The 23,931-nt window shown below is 69.5% G+C and carries 26 protein-coding genes and 1 pseudogene; 18 read left to right on the top strand and 9 right to left on the bottom strand.

Going from position 1 to position 23,931, the window contains the following annotated elements; genetic code table 11:
* Positions 1-18: 18 nt before the first annotated feature.
* The 10 genes from AB0M73_RS42050 to AB0M73_RS42005 all read left to right on the top strand — a co-directional run bounded on the left by AB0M73_RS42050 (position 19) and on the right by AB0M73_RS42005 (position 8,488).
* On the top strand, positions 19-510 hold the full coding sequence (locus AB0M73_RS42050; protein ID WP_363903954.1) for a MarR family transcriptional regulator: 492 nt from the start codon (positions 19-21) through the stop codon (positions 508-510).
* Positions 511-640: 130 nt separating this feature from the next.
* Positions 641-997 (top strand): nuclear transport factor 2 family protein, encoded by a 357-nt coding sequence (locus tag AB0M73_RS42045; RefSeq protein ID WP_363903951.1) that lies wholly within the window; start codon positions 641-643, stop codon positions 995-997.
* Positions 994-1,674, top strand: a complete 681-nt coding sequence (locus AB0M73_RS42040; protein WP_363903948.1) for a response regulator transcription factor — start codon at positions 994-996, stop codon at positions 1,672-1,674. Before AB0M73_RS42045 ends, AB0M73_RS42040 begins: the two co-directional genes overlap by 4 nt.
* Before the next feature lie 15 nt (positions 1,675-1,689).
* On the top strand, positions 1,690-3,045 hold the full coding sequence (locus AB0M73_RS42035; protein WP_363903945.1) for a HAMP domain-containing sensor histidine kinase: 1,356 nt from the start codon (positions 1,690-1,692) through the stop codon (positions 3,043-3,045).
* Positions 3,042-3,245, top strand: coding sequence for a hypothetical protein (locus AB0M73_RS42030; protein WP_363903942.1), 204 nt, complete (start codon positions 3,042-3,044; stop codon positions 3,243-3,245). Before AB0M73_RS42035 ends, AB0M73_RS42030 begins: the two co-directional genes overlap by 4 nt.
* Positions 3,246-3,280: 35 nt before the next feature.
* On the top strand, positions 3,281-3,475 hold the full coding sequence (locus AB0M73_RS42025; RefSeq protein ID WP_363903939.1) for a hypothetical protein: 195 nt from the start codon (positions 3,281-3,283) through the stop codon (positions 3,473-3,475).
* Positions 3,476-3,509: 34 nt separating this feature from the next.
* A complete protein-coding gene (locus tag AB0M73_RS42020) occupies positions 3,510-4,067 on the top strand; it encodes an SRPBCC family protein (RefSeq protein ID WP_363903936.1) in 558 nt (185 codons plus the stop codon).
* A gap of 648 nt (positions 4,068-4,715) precedes the next feature.
* On the top strand, positions 4,716-6,155 hold the full coding sequence (locus AB0M73_RS42015; protein ID WP_363904026.1) for a carboxylesterase family protein: 1,440 nt from the start codon (positions 4,716-4,718) through the stop codon (positions 6,153-6,155).
* Between the two features lie 129 nt (positions 6,156-6,284).
* Positions 6,285-7,310, top strand: a complete 1,026-nt coding sequence (locus AB0M73_RS42010) for a zinc-binding dehydrogenase (protein WP_363903933.1) — start codon at positions 6,285-6,287, stop codon at positions 7,308-7,310.
* A gap of 404 nt (positions 7,311-7,714) precedes the next feature.
* A complete protein-coding gene (locus AB0M73_RS42005; RefSeq protein WP_363903930.1) occupies positions 7,715-8,488 on the top strand; it encodes an alpha/beta hydrolase fold domain-containing protein in 774 nt (257 codons plus the stop codon).
* A 67-nt stretch (positions 8,489-8,555) separates the two neighbouring features.
* Here AB0M73_RS42005 and AB0M73_RS42000 read toward each other — a convergent pair whose 3' ends face one another.
* On the bottom strand, positions 8,556-9,488 hold the full coding sequence (locus tag AB0M73_RS42000) for an AraC family transcriptional regulator (RefSeq protein WP_363904024.1): 933 nt from the start codon (positions 9,486-9,488) through the stop codon (positions 8,556-8,558).
* A 131-nt stretch (positions 9,489-9,619) separates the two neighbouring features.
* Between AB0M73_RS42000 and AB0M73_RS41995 the strand changes: the two genes are divergently transcribed.
* The 4 genes from AB0M73_RS41995 to AB0M73_RS41980 all read left to right on the top strand — a co-directional run bounded on the left by AB0M73_RS41995 (position 9,620) and on the right by AB0M73_RS41980 (position 12,464).
* Complete coding sequence (locus AB0M73_RS41995; RefSeq protein ID WP_363903927.1) at positions 9,620-10,015, top strand: MmcQ/YjbR family DNA-binding protein; 396 nt, start codon at positions 9,620-9,622, stop codon at positions 10,013-10,015.
* Positions 10,012-10,380 (top strand): MmcQ/YjbR family DNA-binding protein, encoded by a 369-nt coding sequence (locus AB0M73_RS41990; protein ID WP_363903924.1) that lies wholly within the window; start codon positions 10,012-10,014, stop codon positions 10,378-10,380. Before AB0M73_RS41995 ends, AB0M73_RS41990 begins: the two co-directional genes overlap by 4 nt.
* A gap of 270 nt (positions 10,381-10,650) precedes the next feature.
* The gene (locus AB0M73_RS41985) at positions 10,651-11,799 is read left to right on the top strand and encodes a histidine kinase (protein ID WP_363903921.1); all 1,149 of its coding nucleotides are present in this window, start codon (positions 10,651-10,653) and stop codon (positions 11,797-11,799) included.
* Entirely contained in the window at positions 11,766-12,464 is a 699-nt protein-coding gene (locus AB0M73_RS41980) for a response regulator transcription factor (protein WP_363903918.1), read from the top strand. Before AB0M73_RS41985 ends, AB0M73_RS41980 begins: the two co-directional genes overlap by 34 nt.
* Here the strand turns inward: AB0M73_RS41980 and AB0M73_RS41975 are convergent.
* The 8 genes and pseudogenes from AB0M73_RS41975 to AB0M73_RS41940 form a co-directional block, all read right to left on the bottom strand.
* Positions 12,455-13,297 (bottom strand): type II CAAX endopeptidase family protein, encoded by an 843-nt coding sequence (locus tag AB0M73_RS41975; protein WP_363903915.1) that lies wholly within the window; start codon positions 13,295-13,297, stop codon positions 12,455-12,457. The genes AB0M73_RS41980 and AB0M73_RS41975 overlap by 10 nt on opposite strands.
* A 172-nt stretch (positions 13,298-13,469) precedes the next feature.
* Positions 13,470-13,697, bottom strand: coding sequence for a hypothetical protein (locus AB0M73_RS41970; RefSeq protein ID WP_363903912.1), 228 nt, complete (start codon positions 13,695-13,697; stop codon positions 13,470-13,472).
* A gap of 248 nt (positions 13,698-13,945) precedes the next feature.
* Positions 13,946-15,152 (bottom strand): annotated as a pseudogene (locus tag AB0M73_RS41965) (IS3 family transposase).
* 226 nt (positions 15,153-15,378) lie between these two features.
* On the bottom strand, positions 15,379-16,515 hold the full coding sequence (locus tag AB0M73_RS41960; protein WP_363903909.1) for a cytochrome P450: 1,137 nt from the start codon (positions 16,513-16,515) through the stop codon (positions 15,379-15,381).
* Positions 16,515-17,318 carry an SDR family NAD(P)-dependent oxidoreductase gene (locus tag AB0M73_RS41955; RefSeq protein WP_363903906.1) on the bottom strand — a complete coding sequence of 268 codons (804 nt, stop codon included), beginning with the start codon at positions 17,316-17,318 and terminating at the stop codon, positions 16,515-16,517. The genes AB0M73_RS41960 and AB0M73_RS41955 overlap by 1 nt, the downstream gene beginning before the upstream one ends.
* A 60-nt stretch (positions 17,319-17,378) precedes the next feature.
* Positions 17,379-17,861, bottom strand: a complete 483-nt coding sequence (locus AB0M73_RS41950; protein WP_363903903.1) for a hypothetical protein — start codon at positions 17,859-17,861, stop codon at positions 17,379-17,381.
* The gene (locus AB0M73_RS41945) at positions 17,858-20,308 is read right to left on the bottom strand and encodes a molybdopterin-dependent oxidoreductase (RefSeq protein WP_363903900.1); all 2,451 of its coding nucleotides are present in this window, start codon (positions 20,306-20,308) and stop codon (positions 17,858-17,860) included. Before AB0M73_RS41945 ends, AB0M73_RS41950 begins: the two co-directional genes overlap by 4 nt.
* Positions 20,309-20,370: 62 nt before the next feature.
* A complete protein-coding gene (locus tag AB0M73_RS41940; RefSeq protein ID WP_363903898.1) occupies positions 20,371-21,219 on the bottom strand; it encodes an MEDS domain-containing protein in 849 nt (282 codons plus the stop codon).
* 68 nt (positions 21,220-21,287) lie between these two features.
* On the opposite strand from AB0M73_RS41940, the gene AB0M73_RS41935 reads away from it, so the two are divergent.
* From AB0M73_RS41935 to AB0M73_RS41920, 4 genes are all read left to right on the top strand, one after another.
* Positions 21,288-21,530, top strand: a complete 243-nt coding sequence (locus AB0M73_RS41935; RefSeq protein ID WP_363903895.1) for a hypothetical protein — start codon at positions 21,288-21,290, stop codon at positions 21,528-21,530.
* A gap of 149 nt (positions 21,531-21,679) precedes the next feature.
* On the top strand, positions 21,680-22,345 hold the full coding sequence (locus AB0M73_RS41930; protein WP_363903892.1) for a helix-turn-helix domain-containing protein: 666 nt from the start codon (positions 21,680-21,682) through the stop codon (positions 22,343-22,345).
* On the top strand, positions 22,300-22,734 hold the full coding sequence (locus AB0M73_RS41925) for an ImmA/IrrE family metallo-endopeptidase (RefSeq protein WP_363903889.1): 435 nt from the start codon (positions 22,300-22,302) through the stop codon (positions 22,732-22,734). Before AB0M73_RS41930 ends, AB0M73_RS41925 begins: the two co-directional genes overlap by 46 nt.
* The gene (locus AB0M73_RS41920) at positions 22,734-23,753 is read left to right on the top strand and encodes a DUF6545 domain-containing protein (RefSeq protein ID WP_363904021.1); all 1,020 of its coding nucleotides are present in this window, start codon (positions 22,734-22,736) and stop codon (positions 23,751-23,753) included. Before AB0M73_RS41925 ends, AB0M73_RS41920 begins: the two co-directional genes overlap by 1 nt.
* Positions 23,754-23,931: the final 178 nt, after the last annotated feature.

Here is a 23,931-nt window from a genome sequence, read left to right as displayed (position 1 = left end):
GCTGGCAAGATGGTCGCTATGCGCCGTGCAACATTTGCCGAGGGCAACGCCGGAGTGGACGCCGTGACCGACGCCCTGCTCACCGCGTCGCGACTGCTGGTAGCCCTGTCCGCGCGGTCCATCGCCGCGGTCGAGGACTCGATCACCCTGCCCCAGTTCCGCCTGCTCGTGGTCCTACACACCCGCGGCCCGCTCAAGCACGCCGTGCTGGCCGAGCACCTCGGCGTCACACCGTCCACCACCAGCCGCATGGTCGACCGGCTGGTCGGCGTGGACATGGTCCGCCGGGACGCCAGCCCCAACTCCCGACGGGAGATCATGGTCGAGCTCACCGACGGGGGTCAGCAGGTCGTCCGCCAGGTCACCGCCCGACGCCGCAAGGAGATCGCCAAGATCGTCGCGAAGATGCCCGAGGACACCCGCCGCGGCATGGTCGACGCCCTCAACGCCTTCGCCGAGGCCGGCGGCGAGCCGCCGGTCGGCACCTCGCTGGACGCCATCTGGTCCTGACCTCGACATCCCAAGGCAATCGTCAGGCTCGACCTGGCCGCACCGTTGGACGCGTCGTCCGAATTGTGATGCACTGGCCAACAATTCCGCTAGGAAACTGTTGTCGAGCCGAGCGCGGGGCGTCACACGAATGCACAACCCAGGACCGCTGGAGCTGGAACACGCGTGCTGGGACGCGATCGTCGCCGGCGCCGCAGTGGAGTTGCTCGACGGCCTGATGACCGACGAGGCCGTCCTCCTGCTGGCGGACAACGCGCTGCGACGCAAGGAAGTCCTTGAGTACTACGCATCCCCTGCCCCGTGGCGCGCCTGTCGGCTGGAGGCCCCACGGGTAGTTGAGCTGACCGACGCCGCCGCCGTGGTGATCTACACCGCCGTACTGCTCCGGAACGACTCGATCGTGCCGGAGCGGCTGGCGTGCACCAGCGTCTACGTGCTCGACGGCGGCACCTGGCGGCGGAGCTTCCACGAGCAGGGAGCGCTGTGAGCGTCCGCGTGCTGCTCGTCGAGGACGACGAGCTGATCACCCAAGCCCTCCAGCTGGCCTTCGCCGACGAGGGCTTCGACGTGCTCACCGCGGACACCGGCGAGAGCGCGCTGGCCCTGCTGGACACCACCGACGTCGACGTGGTGCTGCTCGATCTCATGCTGCCCGGGGTGGACGGCCTGTCTGTGTGCCGCACCCTGCGTGGCCGTGGCGACCTGCCGATCATCATCGTCACCGCCCGCACCGACACCACCGACGTGATCGCGGGTCTCGAGGCCGGCGCCGACGACCACGTCACCAAGCCATTGGTTGCCAGCGAACTCGCTGCCCGCGTCCGCGCCCTGCTACGACGCCGCATGCCGGACCGGCCGGCCACCTTCACGGTCAGCGACATCCACATCCGGCCCGATGAAGGCATCGTGCGGCGCGACGGCGCCGAGATCCACCTGACCCGCACCGAAATCCGGCTGCTGGTCGAGCTCGCGATCGCCGAGGGTCGCATCGTCAGCCGGGAACAACTGCTGCAACGGGTCTGGGGTTACGACTACTTCGCCGACACCCGGCTGCTGGACGTGCACATCCGCCGGCTGCGCCGCAAGGTCGAACCCGACCCGGACACGCCGACCATCGTGCTGACGGTCCGCGGCCATGGCTACCGGATCGGCATCGGACCCTGAGGGAAGGCGAACGACATGCGGCTGTCGCTGCGTTGGCGCGTGGCGGTCGCGTTCGGTCTGGGCTCCCTTGCGCTCACCAGCGCGCTCGCGGTGACGACGTGGCAGCTGGCGTCGGGCTACATGCTCGGCCAGCGCGAGGTGAGCGCGACCCAGCAGGCCGAGGTCAACGTCCGGCTCGTCGACGCGTCACTGCACACCGGCTCCTCCGGACTGGAGGAACTGCTCACCGGCCTGACCACCGACCCCAACTCCTCGATCCTGCTGCGCCGACCCGGCCGCTGGCTGACCAGCGGCCGCCAGCTCGGTCCGACCGCACTCCCGCAGTCGCTGCTCGGCATCGCCCACAACCGGACCGCCGCACGGCAGCGGCTCATGGTCGGCGACATCCCCGTGCTCGCCGTCGGCCTGCCGCTGAGCGCCGAGAACGACTTCTACCTGCAACTGTTCCCCCTCGAACAACTCGACAGCACGTTTCGTTTCCTGAGCACGGTGCTCATGATCGGCACCGCCCTCAGCGCCCTGTTCGGCGTCACCCTCGGGTTCTGGACCAGCCGCCGCGCACTGCATCCGCTGACCGTGCTGACCGCCGCCGCGTCGAGAATGGCCGGTGGCGACCTCACCGCACGAGTGCCCCAACAGGACGATCTCGATCTGCGCCCATTGGCCGCCAGCTTCAACGCCACCGCCGACGCCCTCGAACACCGCGTCCGACAGGACGCCCGCTTCGCCGGCGACGTCAGCCACGAACTGCGCTCTCCGCTGACCATCGTGGTCAACGCAGCCGAGGTGCTGCGGCGACGCAAGGACGACATGCCGCCGACCGCGCGTCACGCCGTCGACCTGCTCACCACCGTTGTGCACCGGTTCCACCACATGGTCGTGGACCTGCTGGAGATCTCCCGCGGCGACCAAGAGGACCGGGCCGAGGAACTCGAGGAGGTCGAACTGGTCGGTCTCGTCCGGCACGTGCTGGCCGCCCGGCCGTGCGCGGACGTGCCGATCGAGCACGCCGATCCTCCGCCGGTCGTGCTCGCCGACCGGCGTCGGCTCGACCGCGTCTTCGCCAACCTGCTGGACAACGCCGAACACCACGCCGCCGGTCCCGTACGCATCGGCGTGGTGCGCCGCGACGGCCGGGTCCGGCTCGAAGTCGACGACAGCGGTCCCGGCGTGCCGATTCCATTGCGGGAACGCGTGTTCGAGCGCTTCGCCCGCGGCACATCGGCCGGCCGTCGCGGCAACGACGGCGGCAGCGGCCTCGGGCTCGCCCTTGTCGCCCAACACGTCCGCCGGCACCACGGCCAGGTCTGGGTGGAAGACCGGCCCGGCGGCGGCGCCCGGTTCGTGGTCGAACTTCCGGAGGCGCGGTGAAACGGCTCCTGGCTCTCGTGATCCTGGTGGCGGCGCTGGCCACCGCGTGCGGCGTCGCCATGCAGGACGCGCCCGAACCGCTCAGCCCCACGCCGTCCCCGCCGACCCCGACGATCACCCAGCGCACCGCGACAACCACACCCGTGCCGTCATCGTCAGACAGTCGTCAGGTGCAAATCCCGGCGACCGGGCCAGGATGACAATCGACGCCGCCGATCCGAAAGGAGGAGCCGACGTGCAGGACGTCACGAACGTGGTCGCACACTTGGTCGACGAGTTCCACGGCATGGTGCCCGAATCCCTCGTGGCCATGACCGTGCAGACCGCTCGGAAAGACCTCGCCGGCCAGATCGCACCGGAAGCCATGGACGAGATGCTCCACTGCCTGGTCCGCTACCGTCTCGGCAGATCGCTCACGGGTGGACGCTGACCCCCTGCCACACAACGACTTCCGAGGTACCGCAGTGAGCAGAACCCGCTCCATGCCCGCCGACGCGGAGGTCGTCTTCGACGTGCTCACCGACCCGGACAGCGCCGCACACTGGCTGCCGGACAACCTACGTGTCGAGCTCACCGCGCCTCGCCTGCTGCGCATGTGGTTCGCCGCCCGGCCCGAGTTCGACGTCGTCCGCCGCGTCCACATCGACTGGCGCTTCCTGCGGATCACCATCGGCGACCCGAACACGGAAAGCAGCTTCACCGCACGCCTGCGCGTGATCACCATCGTGCCCGGGCATTGCGCGGTCACCATGGACGTCAACGGCGGAGGCCGGGTACGCACCCGTGGCCGCACCGATCTCTGGACCGAGCACGCACTGCACCGACTGGCCGAACACGTGCGCACTCGATCTGACGCCCTTGTCGGACGCCCAACAGAGCCGTCCCGGACAAAGAACTTGCTGGATCCTACGCTGACGCCCGAAGGACCGGATCCGCTCGTCGCGGACATGCCACACGGACCGGGCTCGTCGACGCGGCACGACTACCAGACACCACATCCGAACAACTCACCGCCGAGCTGACCAGCTCCACACTCGGCGGCAGGCCCTCGTCTTGCACGACGAGTAGTTGCACGTCACCGCCGACACGGCAAACAGCGGGCAGTGAGTCGGATCCGCTTCACCCAAGATAACAAACGAATCCGAGTCACTGCCCGCTGAGCTCAATCACCCGAAGGCAGACCCATGCCTGCGCTTGGCTGAACCGGCTCCTTCGCGGGGCCTGCGCCAACGCGCCGTCCGGCCACCGTGACGACGACATGGTTCCGCTGTCCACGATGGACACGCGGCCCGAGGCGAGCCCCTGTGTCATCGGCATGGCGTCGGCACTGACCAAGCGCCCATAAGCCTAATAGGCCGTCGGCATCCCCAGCGGCGGCGAGCTCGATCTACATTCGCACACTCACGGCGGCGGACACGCGATTACGAGCGCCCGCCCGCGCACAGCGAGGCGTTGCTCCTCTTCACCGCGATCACCCTGATGACCCGCCGGCACGCCCGTAAGCCGGCTCGGTAGCGGCCAGGCGCTCAATCTGTGTCACTTGGTGACCACCAGGTGACCGGTGTCTGCAGGGCGATTTGTCGAATCCCAGGAAATGATGGAAGAGCGTCACCGTAAGCAACCAGCCGCCGACACGCCGCGCGAACACCCGAACCGCGCCGGAAGGACACATCATGACCGCCACCGCACCCACGGCCCCGACTGCGCCAGGGGTGCGGTCCTGGTGGGGAATCCCGTTCGCCACCGCCGAGCGATACCGCCGCCCCGTGCTCGCGGACTTCGACCCGGACCGCCCCTACGACCGCAAGGGCGTCGCCCCTGTTCAGCCCGACAGCGGCGACTGGCTCGAAGCGGACAGCGGGACCGGCGAGGACTGCCTGAACCTGAACGTCTGGGCCCCAGCGCAGCCGACCAGAACGGCGCTACCGGTGGCCGTGTACATCCACGGCGGCGGATTCGAGTTCGGCGCGAACACGCAGATCACCTCGAACGCCGCCGGTCTCGCCGCATCGGGGCGTGTGGTGAGCGTGTCGGTCAACTACCGGCTCGGCGCGCTGGGTGCGGTCTCGCTCTCGCAGTACGGCGGGCGGCTCGCCGAGGCCAGCAACCTCGGCCTGCAGGACATCATCGCCGCGCTCACCTGGATCAAGCAGAACATCGCCCACTTCGGCGGCGACCCCGGCCAGGTCACCGTCTACGGCCACAGCGCCGGCGCCTATTCCACGTTCGGGCTGCTCGGTGCGTCCGCCGCGGACGGGCTGTACCGGCGACTCGCCGGGTTCTCCGCCGGGCCCACCCGGCTCCAGCCCGCCTGGTGGGCCGAGGAGCTCGCGGAGCGGTTCGTCACCGAACTCGGCGTCGCGGGCAACCCCGACAAGCTGATCGACCTCGACCCGGCCTCCCTGGTGACCGCCCTGCACAAGGTCACCCCGACCGACCTCGGAGTCCGCGGCGGGATGGACAGCAAAAGCCTCGGCGTCGTCCTGGACACCGGCCAGCCCGGCGCAGTGCTGCACGCCCACCCCATGGACGTCCTGGCCTCGGGCTCGCACCGGGACATCGACGTACTCCTGAGCATGGCCAGCGACGACATGGGCTGGTGGGTGGCCAACGACCTCGACCGGTTCGACCCGCACACCGTCGACCGCATCATCGACGAAATCGCGGGCTGGCGCATCCCCCGCTCCCGCGCGAAGAAGATCGTCGATGCCTACGACCAGGGCGGCCGCACCCCCGCCGAGGTCCGCGCCGCGCTCCTGACGGACTACATCTTCGGGCTCCCCGCCGCCCGCGGCGCCCTGGCTCACGCCGCTGCGGGCGGCAACGCCCACCTCCTCACGATCGGACCGGCCGAGGGCAGGCCCGCCGTGCACGGCAGCGAGATGTACGCACTCGTCGGCCAGGAACAGCCGGGCCGCAGCCCTGAACAGGCCGAGCGTGACGCGCGTATCCGCGACCTCGTGCTCGACTTCGTCACCGGCGAGCAGACCCGTCTGTGGCCCGTCGTCACGGACAGGCCCACCTCGGGAAGCGTCGGCAACCCGCCCTTCGAGGCCACCGCCCACTACCAGCAGGCGCTCGACCTGTGGGAGAACATCGCCCGTCCCTAACGGTCACCGGGCGATTCCGAGATGCAGAACGGCGCAGGGTCACCACCGACTGATCACCCGGTACCTGCGCCTGGAGCCCCGGCTCCGCCTTCACATCCCCGGGGGACGAACAGAGCAAGGAGGCTCGGCATGAGCCAACCGACAGCAGCAGCGGGCGACGCCGCATTGGTGACGATGCGGGCCGTCGTCGTGACCCGGCCCGGCGGCCTCGACGCACTGGAGATCAAGGACGTGCCGGTGCCGGTACGCAAGCCCGGCTGGGTGCGGATCAAGGTGAAGGCCTTCGGCGTCAACGAGTCCGAGGTCAGCACCCGCAAGGGCGAGTCCGACGCGGAGGTCACCTACCCGCGCATCCCCGGCATCGAAGGCGTCGGCGTGGTCGATGAAGCCGACGAGGACAGCGGACTGCGGCCGGGACAGCAGGTGGCCACGATGATGGGCGGCATGGGCCGCTCCTACGACGGCGCGTACGCCCAGTACGTGACCGTGCCCGCGGAGCAGGTCATCCCGTTCGAGACCGGCCTGTCGTGGGAGGTCGTCGGTGCGCTGCCGGAGATGTTCCAGACCGCGTACGGCTCCCTCGCCACCGGCCTCGGCCTGCAGGCGGGGCAGACGCTGCTGATCCGCGGCGGCACCTCCACGGTCGGGTTGAGCGCGGCCACGATCGCGAAGGACCTCGGAGCCACCGTGCTGTCCACCACCCGCAGCCCGGAGAGGGCCGGTGAACTGCGGGCCGCGGGCGTCGACCATCCCCTCGTCGACAACGGCACCCTCGCCGACCAGGTGCGCGAGCTGGCGCCGGACGGCGTCGACGCCGCACTGGAACTGGTGGGCTGCTCGGTCCTCGCCGACACCCTCCGCACCGTCCGCCGGAACGGCACGGTCTGCTTCACCGGAGCCCTGGCGGGCCAGTGGACGATCCCCGACTTCACCCCGTTCATGATCCCCACCGGGGTGCGGTTGACCTCCTACGGCGGTCAGGCCGCCGACCTCCCGGCCGAGGTCTTCGCCCACCAGCTCCAGGCCATCGCCGCGGGGCGCCTCACGGTCCCGGTCGCGAAGGTCTACCACGGCCTGGAACAGGTCCGTGCCGCCCAAGCCGACGTCGAGTCCGGCACCACGCCGGGCAAGCACGTCGTCGTCCTGGACGACTGAGAAGTCGCTCCCCGTCGTTTCCGAAGGAAAGAACAGAGGACAGACCAGACAGCAGCAGATTTTTCGGTGCCTTGACCATCCGGCCTCCGTTGGACCCGGAGCTCGCGCCCGTCGAGCAGGCGCGGGGCGCTGTTTTTCCGGCCATGTCGGATGAGACCCTGCCGGAGATCCGACGGCAGATCGCCGAGTATTCCCCCGGGTTGGATTCGGAGGCTCTGACCGTGGGCGGCAGGGTGCGGTGGAGGAGCGCCAGGTACCCGGGCCGGAAGGCGCGCCGGACATCACTCTGCTGATTCTCAGCCCCGTCGAGGACCGAGGGCCCAGGGGAGGCATCCTCAGCCTCCACGGTGGCGGGATGATCATGGGGGGGACGCCGGGACCACATGAGTCATCTCCTCCCCCATGTGATCGAGGGGAGTGCGGTCGTCGTGTCGGTCGAGTACCGACTGGCTCCGGACCACCCCGATCCCGCGCCGGTCGAGGACTGCTACGCGGGGCCGGTGTGGATGGCGAAAAACGCGGCCGAACTCGGTATCGACCCCGAGCGGCTCCTGATCGCCGGAGTCAGTGGCGGCGGCGGCCTCGCGGCGGGAACCGCGCTACTCGCCCGCGACCGCGCCTTTCCCAAACTCAGCCACCAGATTCTGATCTGCCCCATGCTCGACGACCGCGTCGAGACGCACGGCAGTCGCATGGTGGACCGCGACGGCGTGTGGGACCGCTACAGCAACCTGTACGCGTGGACCTCCCTGCTGGGCGAGCGGCGCGGAGGCCCCGTCGTGTCGCAGTACGCCGCGCCGGCCCGCGCCGAGGACCTCAGCAGGCTGCCGCGCACCTACATCGACACCGGCTCGGCGGAGGGGTTCCGCGACGAGATCCTGATCTACGCCGGTCGCCTGTCCGAGGCGGGCGTGAGCGTCGATCTCCACATGTGGGGCGGGGGCTTCCACTCGTTCGACATGGCGGCGGTCATGCGGCTGAGTCGCGCGCCTCCAGCGCGACCCGCGAGGAGTTCATCCGGCGGGCACTTGATGCTTGATCGTCGGGCCCACGCGGCCGACGTCGCCCTCACAGAGGCCGATCTCGCCGCGATCCGCGAGATCCTCCCGACCGGCGGATTCGGCCCCCGCTATGCCGAACAGCATGCCCCCCAACTGGGTTTGACCCACTCCAAGTGACCTCCGAATCGACCGGGAGTCCCGCAGCATGAACGTCCGGAGGTCAGGGGCCGCGGCCGCGCTCCGCTCACGGTTCGGGCGTGGCTTCGCGGGCTGCGAAGGCGGCCGGGGTGAGACCGGTGCGGTCGCGGAAGAAGCGGCCGAAGTTCGCGGGATCGGTGAAGCCGATTTCGACGGCTACAGCCCTGGCGTCCCACCGGGCGCCTCCCAGCAGGCGCCGGGCTTCCAGGAGGCGCCGCTCGTCGATGAGCTCACGGACCCCCTTGCCGGTGGCGTCCTGGGCGGCGCGGCTGAGGGTGCGGACCGAGCAGCCGAGCAACTCGGCGTAGTCCGCGGCGTGGTGCAGTTCGCGGAGGTGCAGCTCCAAGGCGTCCAGGAAGCGCCCGTACCTGTCGGCGCGGCCGGTGCCGGCCGTGGCCGTGCCGGTGAGGGCGATGCCGGGCGAGTTGGCCAGGCGCAGCAGCAACGATTCGAGCAGGCTGAGCCGCAAGGCGTGGTGGAGGTCGAGGGGGCGGCGGCCCAGTGCGCGGTGCTCGTCCAGGAGTTGGAGTGCCGTCTGCTGGAGCCAGGCGGTGTCGTCGGGGTGCGGGCTGAGCACGGCAGGGGCCTCGTGCGCGGTGAGCGGGGCCAGGAGACGGGCGAGGTCGGGCCGCAGCACGTCCGGTTCGAACAGGATGAACGGGCCGCGGGCCGCGCCGGGCGGATGCCAGCACTGCGCGTGACCTGGACGCACCCACAGCCACTGGCCTGGGGCGACGGCCTGCGTGACGTAGTCGACGTCGTGCCGCAGTTCGCCCTCGGTGATCGCGATGAGGTAGTGGAAGGTGGCACGGCCCGGACGGGGCGGGTTCCACGGCCAGTCGCCGTGCTGGGCGAAGAAGTCCTCGATGGTGCTGACCTCAAGGCCATAGGGAGTACCGACCGGGGGCTGGAAACCGTACAGCCGAACCGCGACCGGTCCAGCCTGATCGCGCGCGCGGGTGTGTCGCTTGTGGACCATCACGTGTCCGCAGCTTACTGCCCGTTTCTGCATGTTCAGGGAAAGGATGGGGTGTGCCGCCGCGACCGCGCGGCACGCTCTCCGCGTCCTTCGATGCCACAACCCGTCACCACCCGAGGAGGCAACGCCCCGTGAACGGATCGATCCTGCAGAAAACCGCCGCTGACTGCGCCGAGGAACTTCCCGGAGCCCGCCTGGAGCATCCCTTCGGCCCCGACTGGGAGGTCTACAAGGTGCGCGGCAAGGTGTTCATGCTGATGACCGAAGTCCCAGGGCGGCCTGTCGTGATCCTCAAGGCGGACCCCGGCGAAGCCCTCGCCCTGCGGGAGCACAACAGCCACATCACCCCCGGCTACCACATGAACAAGAAGCACTGGATCACCCTGGAGGGCGGGGACGGCGTCGACGAGACGCTGGTCGAGGAAGTCGTCACCGACTCCTACTTGCTCGTGGTCTCCCACCTGTCCAAGGCCGAGCAGCCCGTCGACCCGCACACCTACGGCGGCGGCATACGGGCGGCCCGGTGAGCGCGGCCGGTGACCGGCTCCAGGATGCAGCGCGTGCCACGGCCCTCGCGCTGCCCGGGACGGACCACGGTTACCCGTTCACCGAGCACCTGGACGTGTACAAGGTGGCGGGCAAGGTGTTCCTGATCGTCACCGACGACCCGGAGGACCAGATCATCACGGTCAAGTGCGAACCCGAACACGCCCGCGCGCGAGAACGTGGCCACGCCTCGATCACACCGGGCCGCTATCTCGACAAACGGCATTGGATCTCGCTGGGGCCGGGCCCCGGCATCACCAAGCGACTGGTCACTGACGCGGTCGCGGATTCCTACGACCTGGTCGTCGAGCGGCTGCCGCGACGCGACCGCCCCAGCGCTCGATGAGCGCCGCGAACTCCCCGCTGGCGCCGGACACGCACCAGCCCCTATAGCGAGCGTGGACGCGGCTGCCCCACCCCCGCGCTGGCCTGAGGCAACACGAAGGGTCGCCGGCACGACAAACAGCGGGCAACGAGCAGATCCGCATCGCCCAACATAACGAAACGGATCCGACCGCTACCCGCTGTCCAAAACGCCCGGTGTTCGGGTTGTGGCACATAGTAGGCCGCCTGGGACTCGAACCCAGAACCTACGAATCAAAAGTAGACTGCCTCCATGTCGAAGCGCCTGGTGCGCTGGTTCACGGGCCCGATGGCCGATCCCGTGCTGGCCGTCGTGTTCACCGTTCTCGGGTTCCTACCGTTCACGGCCGTGCTCGGGGCGAGTTTCGGGGATCTGCCGAAACGGCCGCCCGACGTGTTCGCCGTCCTGCTCACGCTGGGGATGACGGTGCCGCTCGCGGGCCGCCGGCGGTGGCCCGCCGCGTCGTTCGCGGTGATTGCGACATGTTTTGCGGTGCACGAAGTGGTTGCGTACCCCGCCACGGCGGGCACATTGGGGCTGCTGGCCGCGCTGTATTCGGTCGGTGCGCTGCAGGAGAGGCGCCGCTGGGCCGTCGCGATCGTGAGCACCGCCGGGTATCTCGGATTCTGCCTGGCCTTGGTCCTGCGGCGTTCGCCGGAGGGGATCGCGGACTTTGTGGTGTTCTACGCGGCATTGGTGGCGGGCGTGGGGATCGGCGCGTTGGTGCGGGCGCGGCGCGCGGAAGAGGTGGCGCGGCGCCGGTTGGAGGCCGAGGCTGCGAAGGCGGCGGAGCGGGCACACATCGCGCGTGAGTTGCACGATGTGGTGACCCACCACGTGACCGCGATCGTCGTGCAGGCTGGTGCGACGAAGTACCTGACGGGCCCGCCGGAGCGCGTAACTGAGTCGCTGGACACGATCGGTATGACGGGGCGGCGGGCCCTGAAGGAGTTACGGTCGTTGCTGAGCGTGCTGGAGGCGACGGGTGAGCGGGCCGAGGCGAGTGAGATGCCCGGGTTGGATGACGTCGTGGAGTTGGTGGCTCTGACGAAGAACGGTGGGCAGCCGGTGCAGTTGGTGGTGGAGGGGGCCGCGATGGCACTGCCGGAGAACGTGGAGCTGGCGGGATATCGGGTGGTGCAGGAAGCACTCACCAATGCAGTGAAGTACGCCGCGGGGTGTCCGACGGGCGTGCGGATCGGTTACCTGGTGACGGCCGTGGAGATCGAGGTGGCTAACGCGGGCGGGACCGTGATGCCGGAACGGGAGCTTTCAGGTGGGCGGGGGTTGAGCGGTCTGCGGGAGCGAGTGGAGGGCTTGGGGGGCGAGTTGGCAGCGGGGCGTGCCGCTGATGGAGGGTTCCGGGTATGGGCGAGGATTCCGATGACGAGCGGGGCATGATCCGGGTACTGATCTGCGAGGACCAAGCGTTGATCCGTGCCGGTTACGCGGCGATCTTCAACTCGCAGCCAGACCTGGATGTCGTCGGTGAAGCGGCGGACGGGCCGGCCGGGCTCGAGGCGGCGCTGCGGCTCGAGCCGGACGTCATCGTGATGGACATCCAGATGCCGCTGATGGACGGGATCGAGGTGACGACACGGCTGGCGGGCGCCGGCGTCGCGAACCCGGCGAAGATTCTTGTCGTCACGAATTTCAACGTCGACCAGTACGTCTACGCGGCACTCAAGGCCGGCGCCAGCGGATTCCTCCTGAAGGATTCACCGCCGGAGGAGCTGATCAACGGAGTTCGCACGGTCGCCAGGGGCGAGTCGCTGCTGGCGCCGGTTGTCACGCGCGCGCTGATCGGCCGGTTCGCCGAACGCATCCGCCCCGCCGAACAGGCCCCGCGTCGACAGGCGCTGGAGGCCCTGGCGCCCCGCGAGCGGGAGGTGTTGGGGCTGGTCGCGCAGGGCCTGTCGAACGCGGAGATCGCGGCGGAGCTGGTGATCGGCTCGGAGACTGTGAAGACGTACATGTCGCGGATCCTGACGAAGCTCAACCTGCGGGACCGGGTTCAGGCTGTGGTGCTGGCGTACCAGTCGGGGCTGGTCGCGGTTCAGGACTGAGCTGCGGATCGGCGGACGATCAGGTTGTAGCGCTTGATCTTGCGGAGGAAGTACGCGATGGGCGCCAAGCAGACGAGCACCGCGATGAGGCTCGCTTCGGGGCCGAAGGAGCCCCCGGTGAGCAGCGCGGGGCCCGACAGCGTGGTGGTGAGCAGGCCGTGCGCGGTGCCCGTGGCGCCGGAGACGGTGGTGCCGAAAACTCCGGATTCGACAAGGTTCCAGGCGAAGTGGAAGCCGATCGGCAGCCACAGCGAGCGGGTGGCGGCGTAGCAGATGGCGAGCGTGACGCCGGCTTCGATGGCGATCGCGAATGCGCCCCACAGCGTCGCTCCGGTGTTGAGCAGGTGCGAGCCGCCGAACAGGACCGCTGACAGCGTCACTGCGATCCACGTGCCGAACCGGTTCTGGGTGATTCGGAAGATCACGCCGCGGAAGAGCAGCTCTTCGTTGACTGCGGCGCTGGCCATCACGCCCACGCTGGTCAGAAACCCCCAGAACGAGCCACTGGCGAAGTGGCCCCAGCCGCCGAACAACCCGATGAACAGCATCGTCGTGACGAAGGCGCCGGTGCCGATCGCGGCTCCGCGGAGGAGCCCGGGCAGTGCCTCGGTTCGGTCCAGCTCGGGGACGCTGGGGCGGCGTTCGAGCCGCCGCGACAGGTGGGTGTACACGAAGAGTCCGGCTGCCGCGGTGGCGATACCGACGACGACTGAGAGGGGACCGAGGCCGGACAAGCGCGCGTTGATGAGACTCGCGATCGCCACCACGGCGAGCATCGCGATAAACAGGATCGGGAAACGGAACTTGCTGGGTGTGTCCGTCTTCGTTTTCATGCTGGGAAAGCTAGCCTTCCTCGGGCATCCAGGAATCCCCGTGGTGAGAACATTCGGTTGTAGCTCTCACGGGGGACAAGGCATCAGGCGATAAGCTCAGCAGCTCGCTGATCGCTGTAGTCCCACTTCCTGGCGACCATCCGACGATGCCAGGCCAGCAGGGTCACTGGAGTTACGGAGAAGAGCCCCTTCCAGTGTCGTCCGGCAGCAGCCGGGAAAATGTCGCCAGCCACAACCGGTCTGCTGGCATGTAGCGAACCCAGGTGATCTGACGGCGTAGCACCGCGTTCTCGTGGCGGAGCACCAGCAGTTCGGCATTCGTGGACAGATCGCGACGCAGCAGCACGGCCGGAACGCCCAGCAGGCTACGCGCGATCACATAGAGCAGCGACAACAGCACCGTGTGGTCGTTGCAGGTGGCCAGCTGGCATTCGGAACGGAACCTCCATAGCCGGCAATGGTTCCAGCAGCCCGCAGGAGCCGGTGCGCGACCTAATGGACAAGTGCTCACGCCAACGCGCGGCGGGCACGACATCCCATCAGCGATCAAGGCTCCTGACCACTGGTGAGGGCACGATCTGATCCGAAAATCGACGTGAGTGGGCAGGCGAAGCACTTGGGGCTTACCCCTGGATGTTGGACACGGGGTTATGCGACTTCGGGAAGCGTAGCCGATGTTGAGCCAAGGCTGTTCTCGTAGACGGTCGGTGGCCGCTGCCCGAGGTAAGAATGACGGCGTCGGGTGTTGTAGCGATGCACCCAGCCGAACGCCGCCAGCCGTGCTTCCCTTGCAGTGCACCAACTTCCGGCACCCTGCAGGGTCTCACGTTTGAACGACGCGTTCAGGCTTTCCGCGGCGGCGTTGTCCGCCGAGCTGCCGACAGCGCCCATCGACTGGGTCACCCCCGCCGCCTGGCAGGCCTGGGCGAACGCCCGAGACACATACCAGGCCCCGTGGTCGGAGTGGAAGATCGCCCCGGCCAGACTGCCCCGGACGCGCTCGGCCGCGTGCAGGGCGTCGATCACCAGCTCGGTGCGCATGTGATCAGCGATCGCCCAGCCGACGCGAGCACAGGTCCATCACCGTCGCCAGATACCAGAACGAGCCGTCGGCGATCGGCAGGTAGGTGATGTCCCCGACGTAGCGGGTGTTCGGCTCCGCGGCGGTGAAATCCCGCCCGATCAGGTCCGGGGCCTTGGCCGCGGCCGGATCCGCGATGGTGGTGCGGTGCCGGCGGCGTAGCCGCACCCCGGCCAGCCCACGCTCGCGCATGACCCGCGCGACGCGCTTGTGGTTGACGACCTGCCCGTCCTCACGCAGCTCCGTAGTGACGCGCGGGACACCGTAGGCGCCGGCCGATTCCTGGTGGATCACGCGGATACGCGCCTCCAGCCGGTCATCGGCCGCCGCCCGGGTGGCCCGGTCCGCGGCGGTGGCCCTCCAGTGGTAGAAGCTGAACCGGGCGATCCCGATCACCTGACACAACCGCTTCACGCCGTAGCGGCGCTGGTGGTCGGCGACGAACTGGAAGCGGTTCACCAGCGCGTCTCCCCCGCGAAATACTTGGCCGCCTTACGCAAGATCTCGCGTTCCTCCTCCAACTCGCGGACCTTCTTACGCAGCAAGGCGTTCTCGGCCTCCACGGTGCCCCGGAACCGATGCTGCCGCCGGCTGGTTCGAGGCCGGAGCGGAGGATCGGCCGTGCTGCCTGTCCTCGTTGCGGATCCAGCTACGCAATGTCTCCGTGTTCACCCCGAGATCCCGGGCCACCGCGGCGACTGTCACGCCCGGACGAGACCGGTACAACGCGACCGCGTCGGCCTTGAACTCCGGCGAGTAGTGCTTCATCGCCATCTATGCAGACTCCAGTCCACCCAGGCCATCACGGTCTGAGTGTGTCAGGTGTCCAACATCCGGGGTCAAGTCCCGGCAACCGACACCGATTTTCACCCCTCAACGGGTCCCACCAGAGATACAGCGACTGACCCCAGGACTCCGACGGTCCAGGCGAGGGAAGTGCTCACTCACCAGCGGCTACCAGGCACCGAGTCTGCCAGCGTGGCTGACCCGGCAGCTCCCATTAGGCCAGGACGAATCCGCTGCGCGGCCGGGCCGGCACTCGGCGCAGGGAGATGGTCAGATCCTGGGGCGGCACCTCGTAGTCCAGCCGGGCCAGGCGGGTGGCCAGCGCCGCGAGTACCGAGACCGCGATGCCCTCGCCCGGGCAGCGGTGGCTGGTGTCGGGCCACCCCGCGCCCTGCGGCACGAGTTCGAACGCGCCGATGTCGTGGCCGACGAACCGCTCCGGCGAGAAGGCGTAGGGATCTCCGAACAGCTCTGGGTCGTGGTTGTGGCCGTAGATGTCCAGCAGCACCAGGCTGCCGGCCGGAATCGGCTGCCCCTGCCACTGCATGTCCCGGGCCGCGAGGCCGCCGAGGAACGGCGCGAACGGGTAGAAGCGCCGCACCTCATGCGCGAACGCCTCGGCGAAAGCGCCGCCGGCGGCGAGATCCGCGCGGTGCTTGGGCCAGCGGTGCAGGGCGTGCGCCGCGAACGTCACGAACCAGCTCAGCGCGACCGTCGGCCGGATCACGTTGAGCAACTCGACCGCCCGCACCTGCGGGTCGCCGATGTGCGCGGACATGACGTCGTACAGGAAGCCCTCGGTGACGCCGGCGAACCGCTTTTCCTGGCGCCGGCGGGCAAAGCGGGCCTTGAAATGCCGCGGGCCCGGCGTCGCGAAGCCGTCGACCATCGCGATCAGGTCGGCGGCCAGCGTCGGCACCTCGGCCGGCGCCACCCGGATGCCGGCCCAGTCGCACACCGCGCGGGTCAGGATCCGGCTGGTCTCGTCGAACAACACCGCCGGCCGGTCCCAGGTCGGCACCGTTTCGTCCCAGACCTCGGTCACCCGTTCGGTCAGGTCCGCGACGCCGTCCGGTCCCATCACCGATCGGAACATCGCCTTGCGGGCCCGGTGTTCCGCGCCGTCCAGTGTGTGCACGGCGCCGTGGCCGAACAGGGTGCTCAGCACCGGGCCCGGGATCGCGCCGTGCCGCCGGATGTTCTGCTCGTCGTAGAAGAACTGGGCGGCTTCGACGCCGCCGATGCAGACCGCGCGTTGACCCATCAACCGGGTTCGCACGGTGGGCGTCTCACGGCGCCGGTCCGGCAGCCACGCATAGCCCTCGGTCAACAGCTGCACTGAGTTGTCCATCACTTCTCCGCACTGCCGGGTTCGCTCATCTTGCGGTGCATCGCGGCCATCGCCTTGTCCGGCAACACCTTCGCCGCCGCCGCCTGCGCCTTGTTCGCGAATGAGCCGGCGACCACGCGGTCCTTGCCGGCCATCATCGCCTCGTAGCCCTGCTTGGCCACCACGGCCGGGTCGTCCTTGTGCTCCGACGCCCCGAGCTTCGTGTCGCCCATGTCGGCGCGGTCGAAGAACTCCGTCTCCGTCGGGCCGGGCATCAGCGCCGTCACCGTGACGCCGCTGTCCTTGAGCTCGTCCCGCAGCGCCTCCGAGAACGACAGCAGAAACGCCTTGGAGGCGTTGTACACCGTCTGGAACGGGCCCGGCATGACCGCCGCGATCGACGACGTGAACAGGACCCGGCCGCTGCCGCGCACCGCCATGCCCGGCAGCAGGCGCTTGGTCAGGTGCACAGCCGACCGCACGTTCAGGTCGACGACGTAGAGCTGGTCCTCAAGCGTCGAATCGCCGACGAACGGGCCCGACACGCCAACCCCGGCGTTGACCACCAGCGCGTCCACCGGCCGTCCCGTCCCCGTCACGCGCTCGACCAGTTGCTCGACGCCGTCCGGCTTCGTGAGGTCCGCCCGGACGGCCTCCACGGCGACGTTGTTGGCCCGCAAGGCGTCCGCGGCGATGGCCAGCTCGTCGTCCTCCGCGCAGGCGATGATGTCGAAGCCGTTGGCCGCGAGCTGGTGGGCCAGCTCCAGCCCGATGCCGCTGGACGCCCCGGTCACCACCGCGAGCGGATTGAGGGGTGTGGTCACGTCTCCTCCTTCGATGGGCTCCACGAAGGCCATACCCCACAGCGCGGCCGCTAATCCGGCTCAGCTGGCCAGCACCTGCGGCGAGAGCGTCTTGAGCATCGCGTTTGTCCACTTCAGCTGGCGCAACGTCTCCGGATGGCAGCGTCGAGTGAGCTCCACCAACTCGCTGTCCTTCACCGCCTGCGCGCCCTGGGCCAGCAGCTCCCAGTCCAGCGACACCCCGGCCGCCATCCGGTGCAGCTGACGCAGGTCGGCCAGCAGCAGCACGCCCGGCACGGCCTGGCGACCCGTCACCACGCTGAACCCCTTCCGCAGCGGTGCGAGCAGCCCCGCGCTGCGCGGCATCTGTCCGCCGACCTTGACGCCGTACCGTTCCCCCGCCCCGGCCAGATCCCGGATGTGGTCCGCCGACCACGCGGCCAGATCCTTGGCCACGTAATGGATCTCGTGCTCGGCGCGATGCCGGTCCGCCGCCTTGAGCAAGGCTCGGGCCAGGGACTTCTCCGACCGGTGCAGTTCCCGGATGGCCAGTCCGATCTTCATCGCCGACCTCCCGACCCGGGCGTGCCATCGTCTTCTCGGACGCCGGCCGATGGACCGCCGTGGGTGGGCGAGATCTCGGTGGTTACCGGCGCCGCTGCCGCGGTGGTCGGCGCGGGCGCGGGCCGGTCCCCCGCCTTCACCCGCTGCACCGCTGCCGCCGCCGTCTTGAAGATCGGCTGCTTGGACACGGGATCCCAGTCCGTCGGCGTGAGCTCGTTGGCGGCCCGGTCATGGCCCGGATCGTCGGTGTCCCAGTAGCCGTAGTGGAACGGCAGGAACACCACGCCGTCCCGGATGGCCGACACCCGCAGCGCGGCTTGGACGGCGCCGCGGGCGGTGCGCACCTCCACCACATCGCCTTCGACGGCCCCGATGCGCTCGGCGTCGTGCGCGGACATCTCCAGCCAGGGCTGCGGCGCGGCATCGCGCAGCTGCGGGGCGCGACCGGTCTTGGTCCGGGTGTGGAAGTGGTAGACGGTCCGGCCGGTGATCAGCACGAACGGGTGGTCCGGGTCGGGCTTCTCGTGCCGCTCCACGTACTGGGCGGCCTTCAACATGGCCTTGCCGTCCGGATTGGCGGCCCGGTACTCCACCGGTTCGGTCGGGGCACCGGTCACCAGGTCGCGGCCGTAGCTCTCGCAGTAGTCGGGCCGGGCGAAGAACGTGCCGTCGGCGTAGAGCCGGTCGACGCCGTCGGGGTGGTCCTCGTTGCACGGCCACCGCACTCCGCTGACCTCACGTAGCTTGGCGTAACTCAGGCCGCTGTAGTCGCAGGGCCGACCGGCGGACGCGCGTTTCCACGCCTCGAAGGCCGACTCCGCGTCGTGCCACGGCGGGAACGGCCGGCCGTCGCGGTCGCGGAATTCCATGCGGCGGGCGTAGTCCAGCCAGATGTCGAGGTCGGCTCGGGCCTGGCCGGGCGGCTCGACGGCCTTGTCGTTCAGGTGCACCGTGCGGTCGGCGTTGGTGGCCACGCCGGTCTTCTCGCCCCAGATCGCCGCCGGCAGCACGACGTCGGCCAGCTCGGTTGTCTCCGTGGGGAAGGCGTCCTGCACGACCAGGAACAGCCGGTCCTGGCCGAGGATCGAGCGCACGCGCCGCAGTTCGGGCAGCGACACCGCGGGATTGGTCGCCGACACCCACAGCATCCCCAGCGTGCCGTTCTCGGCGTAGCGCAGCATCTGCATCAGGTGCGTCGGCGGCGCGAAGTGTGGGATCTGCGAGACGTCCAGGTTCCACAGCCCGGCGAGCTCGGCGACGTGGTCGTCGTTGGCCCAGTTGCGAAACCCGGTGAGGTCGCCGTCGGCGCCGCACTCCCGGGTGTTCTCCGCGGTCGGCTGCCCGTTCATCTGCAGCACGCCGGCCCCGGGCCGGCCGAGCATTCCCCTCAGCAGCACCAGGTTGTTGACCTGAACGGCGGCCGCGGTGGCTTGGTGGGACTGGTAGAAGCCCTGGAGCACCGTACACAGCAGACGGTCGGCACGGCCGAGAAGCCTTGCGGCTGACCGGATCTGCTCGGCGGGCACGTCGCAGATCCGCGCCGCCCGCTCCGGCGGGTAGTCGGCCACCAGCTCGGCGAAGTCGTCGTAGCCGACGGTGTGGGCGTCGACGTAGTCGTGGTCGACCCAGTCGTTGGCGATGAGCTCGTGCAGGATGCCATTCATCAATGCGACGTTCGTGCCGGGCAACGGTGCCAGGTGCAGCGTGGCCGCCTGGGCGACCGGCGTCCGGCGCGGGTCGACGCACAGCAGCGCGGGCGGCGTCGGGCCGGCGAGCCGGTCCAGGATCCGATCCCACAGCACGACCTGGGTCTCGGCCGCGTTGTGCCCGAACAGCGCGATCACGTCGGCATGGTCGACGTCGTCGTAGCAAGCGGGCTGGCCGTCGCAGCCGAAGCTCTCCTTCAGCGCCGCCGCGGCGGTCGCCGTGCACAGCCGTGTGTTGCCGTCGAGGTGGTTGGTGCCGATGGCCCCGTGCGCGATGGCCGACAGCGTGTAGTACTCCTCCGCGAACAGCTGGCCGCTGGTGTAGAAGCCGATCGAGCTCGGGCCCCGGTCGTCGAGCAGCTCCTTGCTGCGCTTGACGATGAGCGACATCGCTTCGTCCCATGTGGACTCGGCAAGCCGGCCGTCGCGACGGACGAGCGGGGCGGTGAGCCGGTCGGGGCTGTTGTTGGCCTGCCAGCCGAACAGGTCCTTGGGATCGAGCCGGCCGCGGTTGACGTGATCGTCGGCGCGGCCCCGGACGCCGACCACGCGGCCGTCCTTCACCGCGATGTCCAGGCCGTCGCCGTTGGAGTGCAGGATCGCGGCCGCGCGCACCCAGGCGTCCACGTCCTGTTCGGCGATGCCGTCGGTGAGGTGGCTGTCGACACGGACCGGCCACCGCTGCCCGGGTGCGTACGGGGTCCGGGCACCCCAGGGATCGGCGATGCCATCACGTATCATCGCGAACCTCCTCGTCGTCGTAGCGACGAGTACCCGGCCCCCGAGCGGGCTACACCGGGCTGTCAGGCGGCGCAGGCCAGGCGCACGCCCGTCAGGTTCAACGCCTCGATCACATGGGCCGGTGTGGACAGTCCGGTGCGCAGCACCACCGTGGCCCCGCGTTCGTGGGCGTGATCGTCCAATGCCATCAGGCTGCGGTGGTCGATGAAGCTCAGCTTGGACCCGTCGAGCACCACTCGGTCGCCACGGGGATCGGGGTCGGCGCGGCGCAACGCCAGTGGGAACAGCTCGGCGCCGAGCAGGTCCAGGTCACCGGCCAGCTCGGCCGAGCAGTCGGCGTCGGTCGATGCGTACAGCCGGAAGGGTGCGATGTCTCGATTGTTGACGGGGTGCATGCACGCCAGCTGAGCCACTGCCCGCAAGCCCAGCTCGGCCCGGTCGTAGCCACACAGCGCGGCAAAGGGCTGCGCGGTCATGTAGTCGTCGATGAGGTGCTCGTAGCGGGCGAACGCGTCGAGTTGCGTCGGCCGACGGACCATGGTGGTCACGTCCGTCGCCACCCGGAGCCCGGCGAAGCCGTCGGCCAGGGCCTGCTTGGTCGCCGCGGCGTACGTCGCGACCTGCGCCTCAGGCTCGATGACGGCGTCCGGCCGGTACGCGTCGCGGACCGGCGTCACGGCCGCCGCCCCCTGCCGCAGCGCCTCGTCCATCCCGTCGGCCGCGCGCAGATCCGCCGCGAGAGCGTCCTCGGTGTCGTCGCCGATGTAGCAAACACGCTGGCCGAGAGCCAGCCCATCGGCGAGAAACTCGCGAGCGCGGCGACGAAACTCGGCGTCGACGTCGTAGCTCCAACACACGTGGTCGTGGGGCCCGAGACCGCGCCCGTGCTCCACCGTTCCGTTGGCCCGCATCACCGAAGCGTACGCCCGTCACCGATTGCGCGCAGCACTCAGCGGCACGCAACCCCCGTCGGGACGGCTTGAGTCTGCTCGATGACATTGTTGATTGTCAACGCCGCGATGACGCCGGCGAGGGCGAGGGCGGCGACGCAGGTGGCGACGGTGAGGTAGAGCTCGGTCTCGATGGGCCATCGCAACCGGAACCGACCGCCGGTGACGCGCCGATGTCGGCCGCCGCCGTGCAGATCGCGGCGATCAGTGGCAGCACGATCGAGGCCGCCACGGCCAGCACGAACCGGTGGCCGGGCTCCTCCGACACGTAGTCCGACAGCCGGTGGCGGCCAGCCACGCCGATCACCTCGCATCCGACACTCCTTGCACTACGGTGGTGTCGATCCCTCAGCAGTGCAAATGACGGTAGCGGTCATGTCAACTGTGGTGGAAGCCCTCTCACACCAGTACAATCGGCCGAGTGAGAAGCGGGGAGTTCGCCGCGGTGCTGGACGAGGAGTGCTCGACCTGGTCCAACGTGGCGCTGGCGGCCGAGATCACCCGCCGGGGCGGGGACGTCGGCCACGGCTACATCGCGCAGCTGCGCAAGGGCCGCAAGGACAATCCGACCCGCAGGACCATCGAGGACCTCGCGGGCGCGCTCGGCGTGCACCCGGCCCGCTTCGTCGGCGGACGCCGCGAACTGCACCCCGGGGAACGGCCGTCGTGGCGCGAGCACGCCCTTCGGCAGCTGTTCGACACCGCGGACCGGCCACGGTCGCCCGAGGAGGTGGCGGCGGCGATCGGGTCGATCTCCGGCAGCTACCTGCGCGAGCTGCTGACCGGCGCCAGCGACAATCCGAGGTTGCGTCACATTCATGGACTCGCCGGGTATTTCGGCGTGCCCGCCGCGTACTTCTTCGACGCCGACCTGGCCCGGCGGGTCGACGAGGAGCGGACCGATCTGGAGGCGATGCGTGACCTGGGGGTCATCGAGTTCGCCACCCGGCTCAGCGAGCGGGCGCCGCACCTGAGCGCCAGGACGCGGGCGGCCGCCATCCGCGCCGTGACACAGGCACTGCGGACCGAGGAAGGCGAGCGATGGAGTTTCGACTCCCCCACCGTCGACGGGGACGGCGCCAGTTAGTCGACGCCGTCGTCGCCGAACTGGCCGTGCCGCCGGAAGTGTCGCACCAGGCCGCGGCCCGCCGCGTGTGCGAGGTCATCCGCGACCGCCTCGGCGGTCCGCTGGAGGTGTGCTTCACGCCGATGGGCGAGGCGGGGCTGAGCGGGCTGACCCTGGCGCTGGCCGACGGCCGGTACCTCGTCGTGTGCGCGGATTCGCCGCGCTGGTACCACCGGTTGCAGATCCTGCTGCACGAGCTCGCGCACATCGCGCTCGACCACGAGCGGACGCCCTGCGCGCGCAGCGGTTTCGCCGATCCGCGCGAGCGTGAGGCCGAGGAGTTCGCCGACGCGCTGCTCGCGGCGCTGACCGAACGGCGGCCACGCCGGGGCGACGAGGTGGGCTGGTGATGGTCGCACTGAACGCCGGCTACGTGGTGTTCTCCGCGCTGGGCATGATGACCCTGATGTTCCGGATGCCGGCGGTCGGGAGCCGGCGGTGGGATCCACGGGCGTGGAGCGGGTATGCGTTGATCAACTGCGGCGCGTCGCTGTTGACCTCCCTGGGCCCGCTGGCCGGCTCCGCCGATCGCCCGCTGCCGCCCGCTGCCGTCCGGGTGGCCATCGGCACGGCCCTGGTGTCGGGGATCGTCGGCGGCGTGACGCTGTTGGTCCGGTCGACGTCCCCCTGGATGCGACGATTGCTCGGTTGTTACGATATTTCCCTTGTGACCGTGAACATTCTGGTCGCGATACTGGTGATGTCGATTCCGGGCCGGTGTCCCTGGTGGATGGCGCCGATCTATGTGCTGCCACCCGTGGTCGGCGCCGCCGTGCTCGTCTACCGTTGCCTACGCGTCGCCGCGCGGGGCCGCTTGGACGTCGTGGCGTGCATTGTCGGCGTGCTGGCCGTGACGCTGCTGATCTACCAGTTCGGGCACCACCGCACCGGGACGGTCTTCCTGCCGACCACTCCCCTGGTCGCGCTCGTCGCTCGCCTGCCGGCCGGGGTCGACGTCGCGCTTCGGGCCTGGCGGTGGGCCGCGATGTGGCGGATCTTCGGCCAGCTGCGCCCGCTGCACCGCCACGTCGACCCCGCGACGGTGTTGGTCCGCAGTGGAAAGCGGTTCGATCCACATCACCGCGTGCGCCGGGTGCTGCTCGAACTCGGCGAGTGGCGCTGGGCGCTGACCTCGCGCTTCGACCCCGACGTCGCCGCCGGCGTCGAGCGCCGGGCCCGCCGCGCCGGGCTCAGCGGCACGGCGCTGCTCGCAGCCGTCGAGGCCGCGCAGCTCAAGGCCGCCACACGAAGCGAGCATCGGCACGCCGCCGGCATGGCCCCGACCGCTGACGGCATCGGCGTCGTCGATGAATGCGCATGGTGGACGGCGGTCGCCCGCGCCTATCGCGCATCGTTGCAACCATACTGAAAACGTTTACAGTCAATTGTGAACGCGAGCCCCTGAGCACGGTCAAGCGGCTGGAATACGCCTTCCGCGTTGATGTTTTCCGTTGCTCTCACTAGCTTCGCCTTCGCTTCCCGCCCAACCCGGTTCAGCCACATGAACGTTTGGGGTGCACATGTCTGTGAAGCGTTACGCGGCCGCC

This window comes from Kutzneria sp. NPDC051319 (assembly GCF_040682195.1).
Classification (GTDB): domain Bacteria; phylum Actinomycetota; class Actinomycetes; order Mycobacteriales; family Pseudonocardiaceae; genus Kutzneria.
This window is presented reverse-complemented; position numbering and strand designations above follow the sequence as displayed.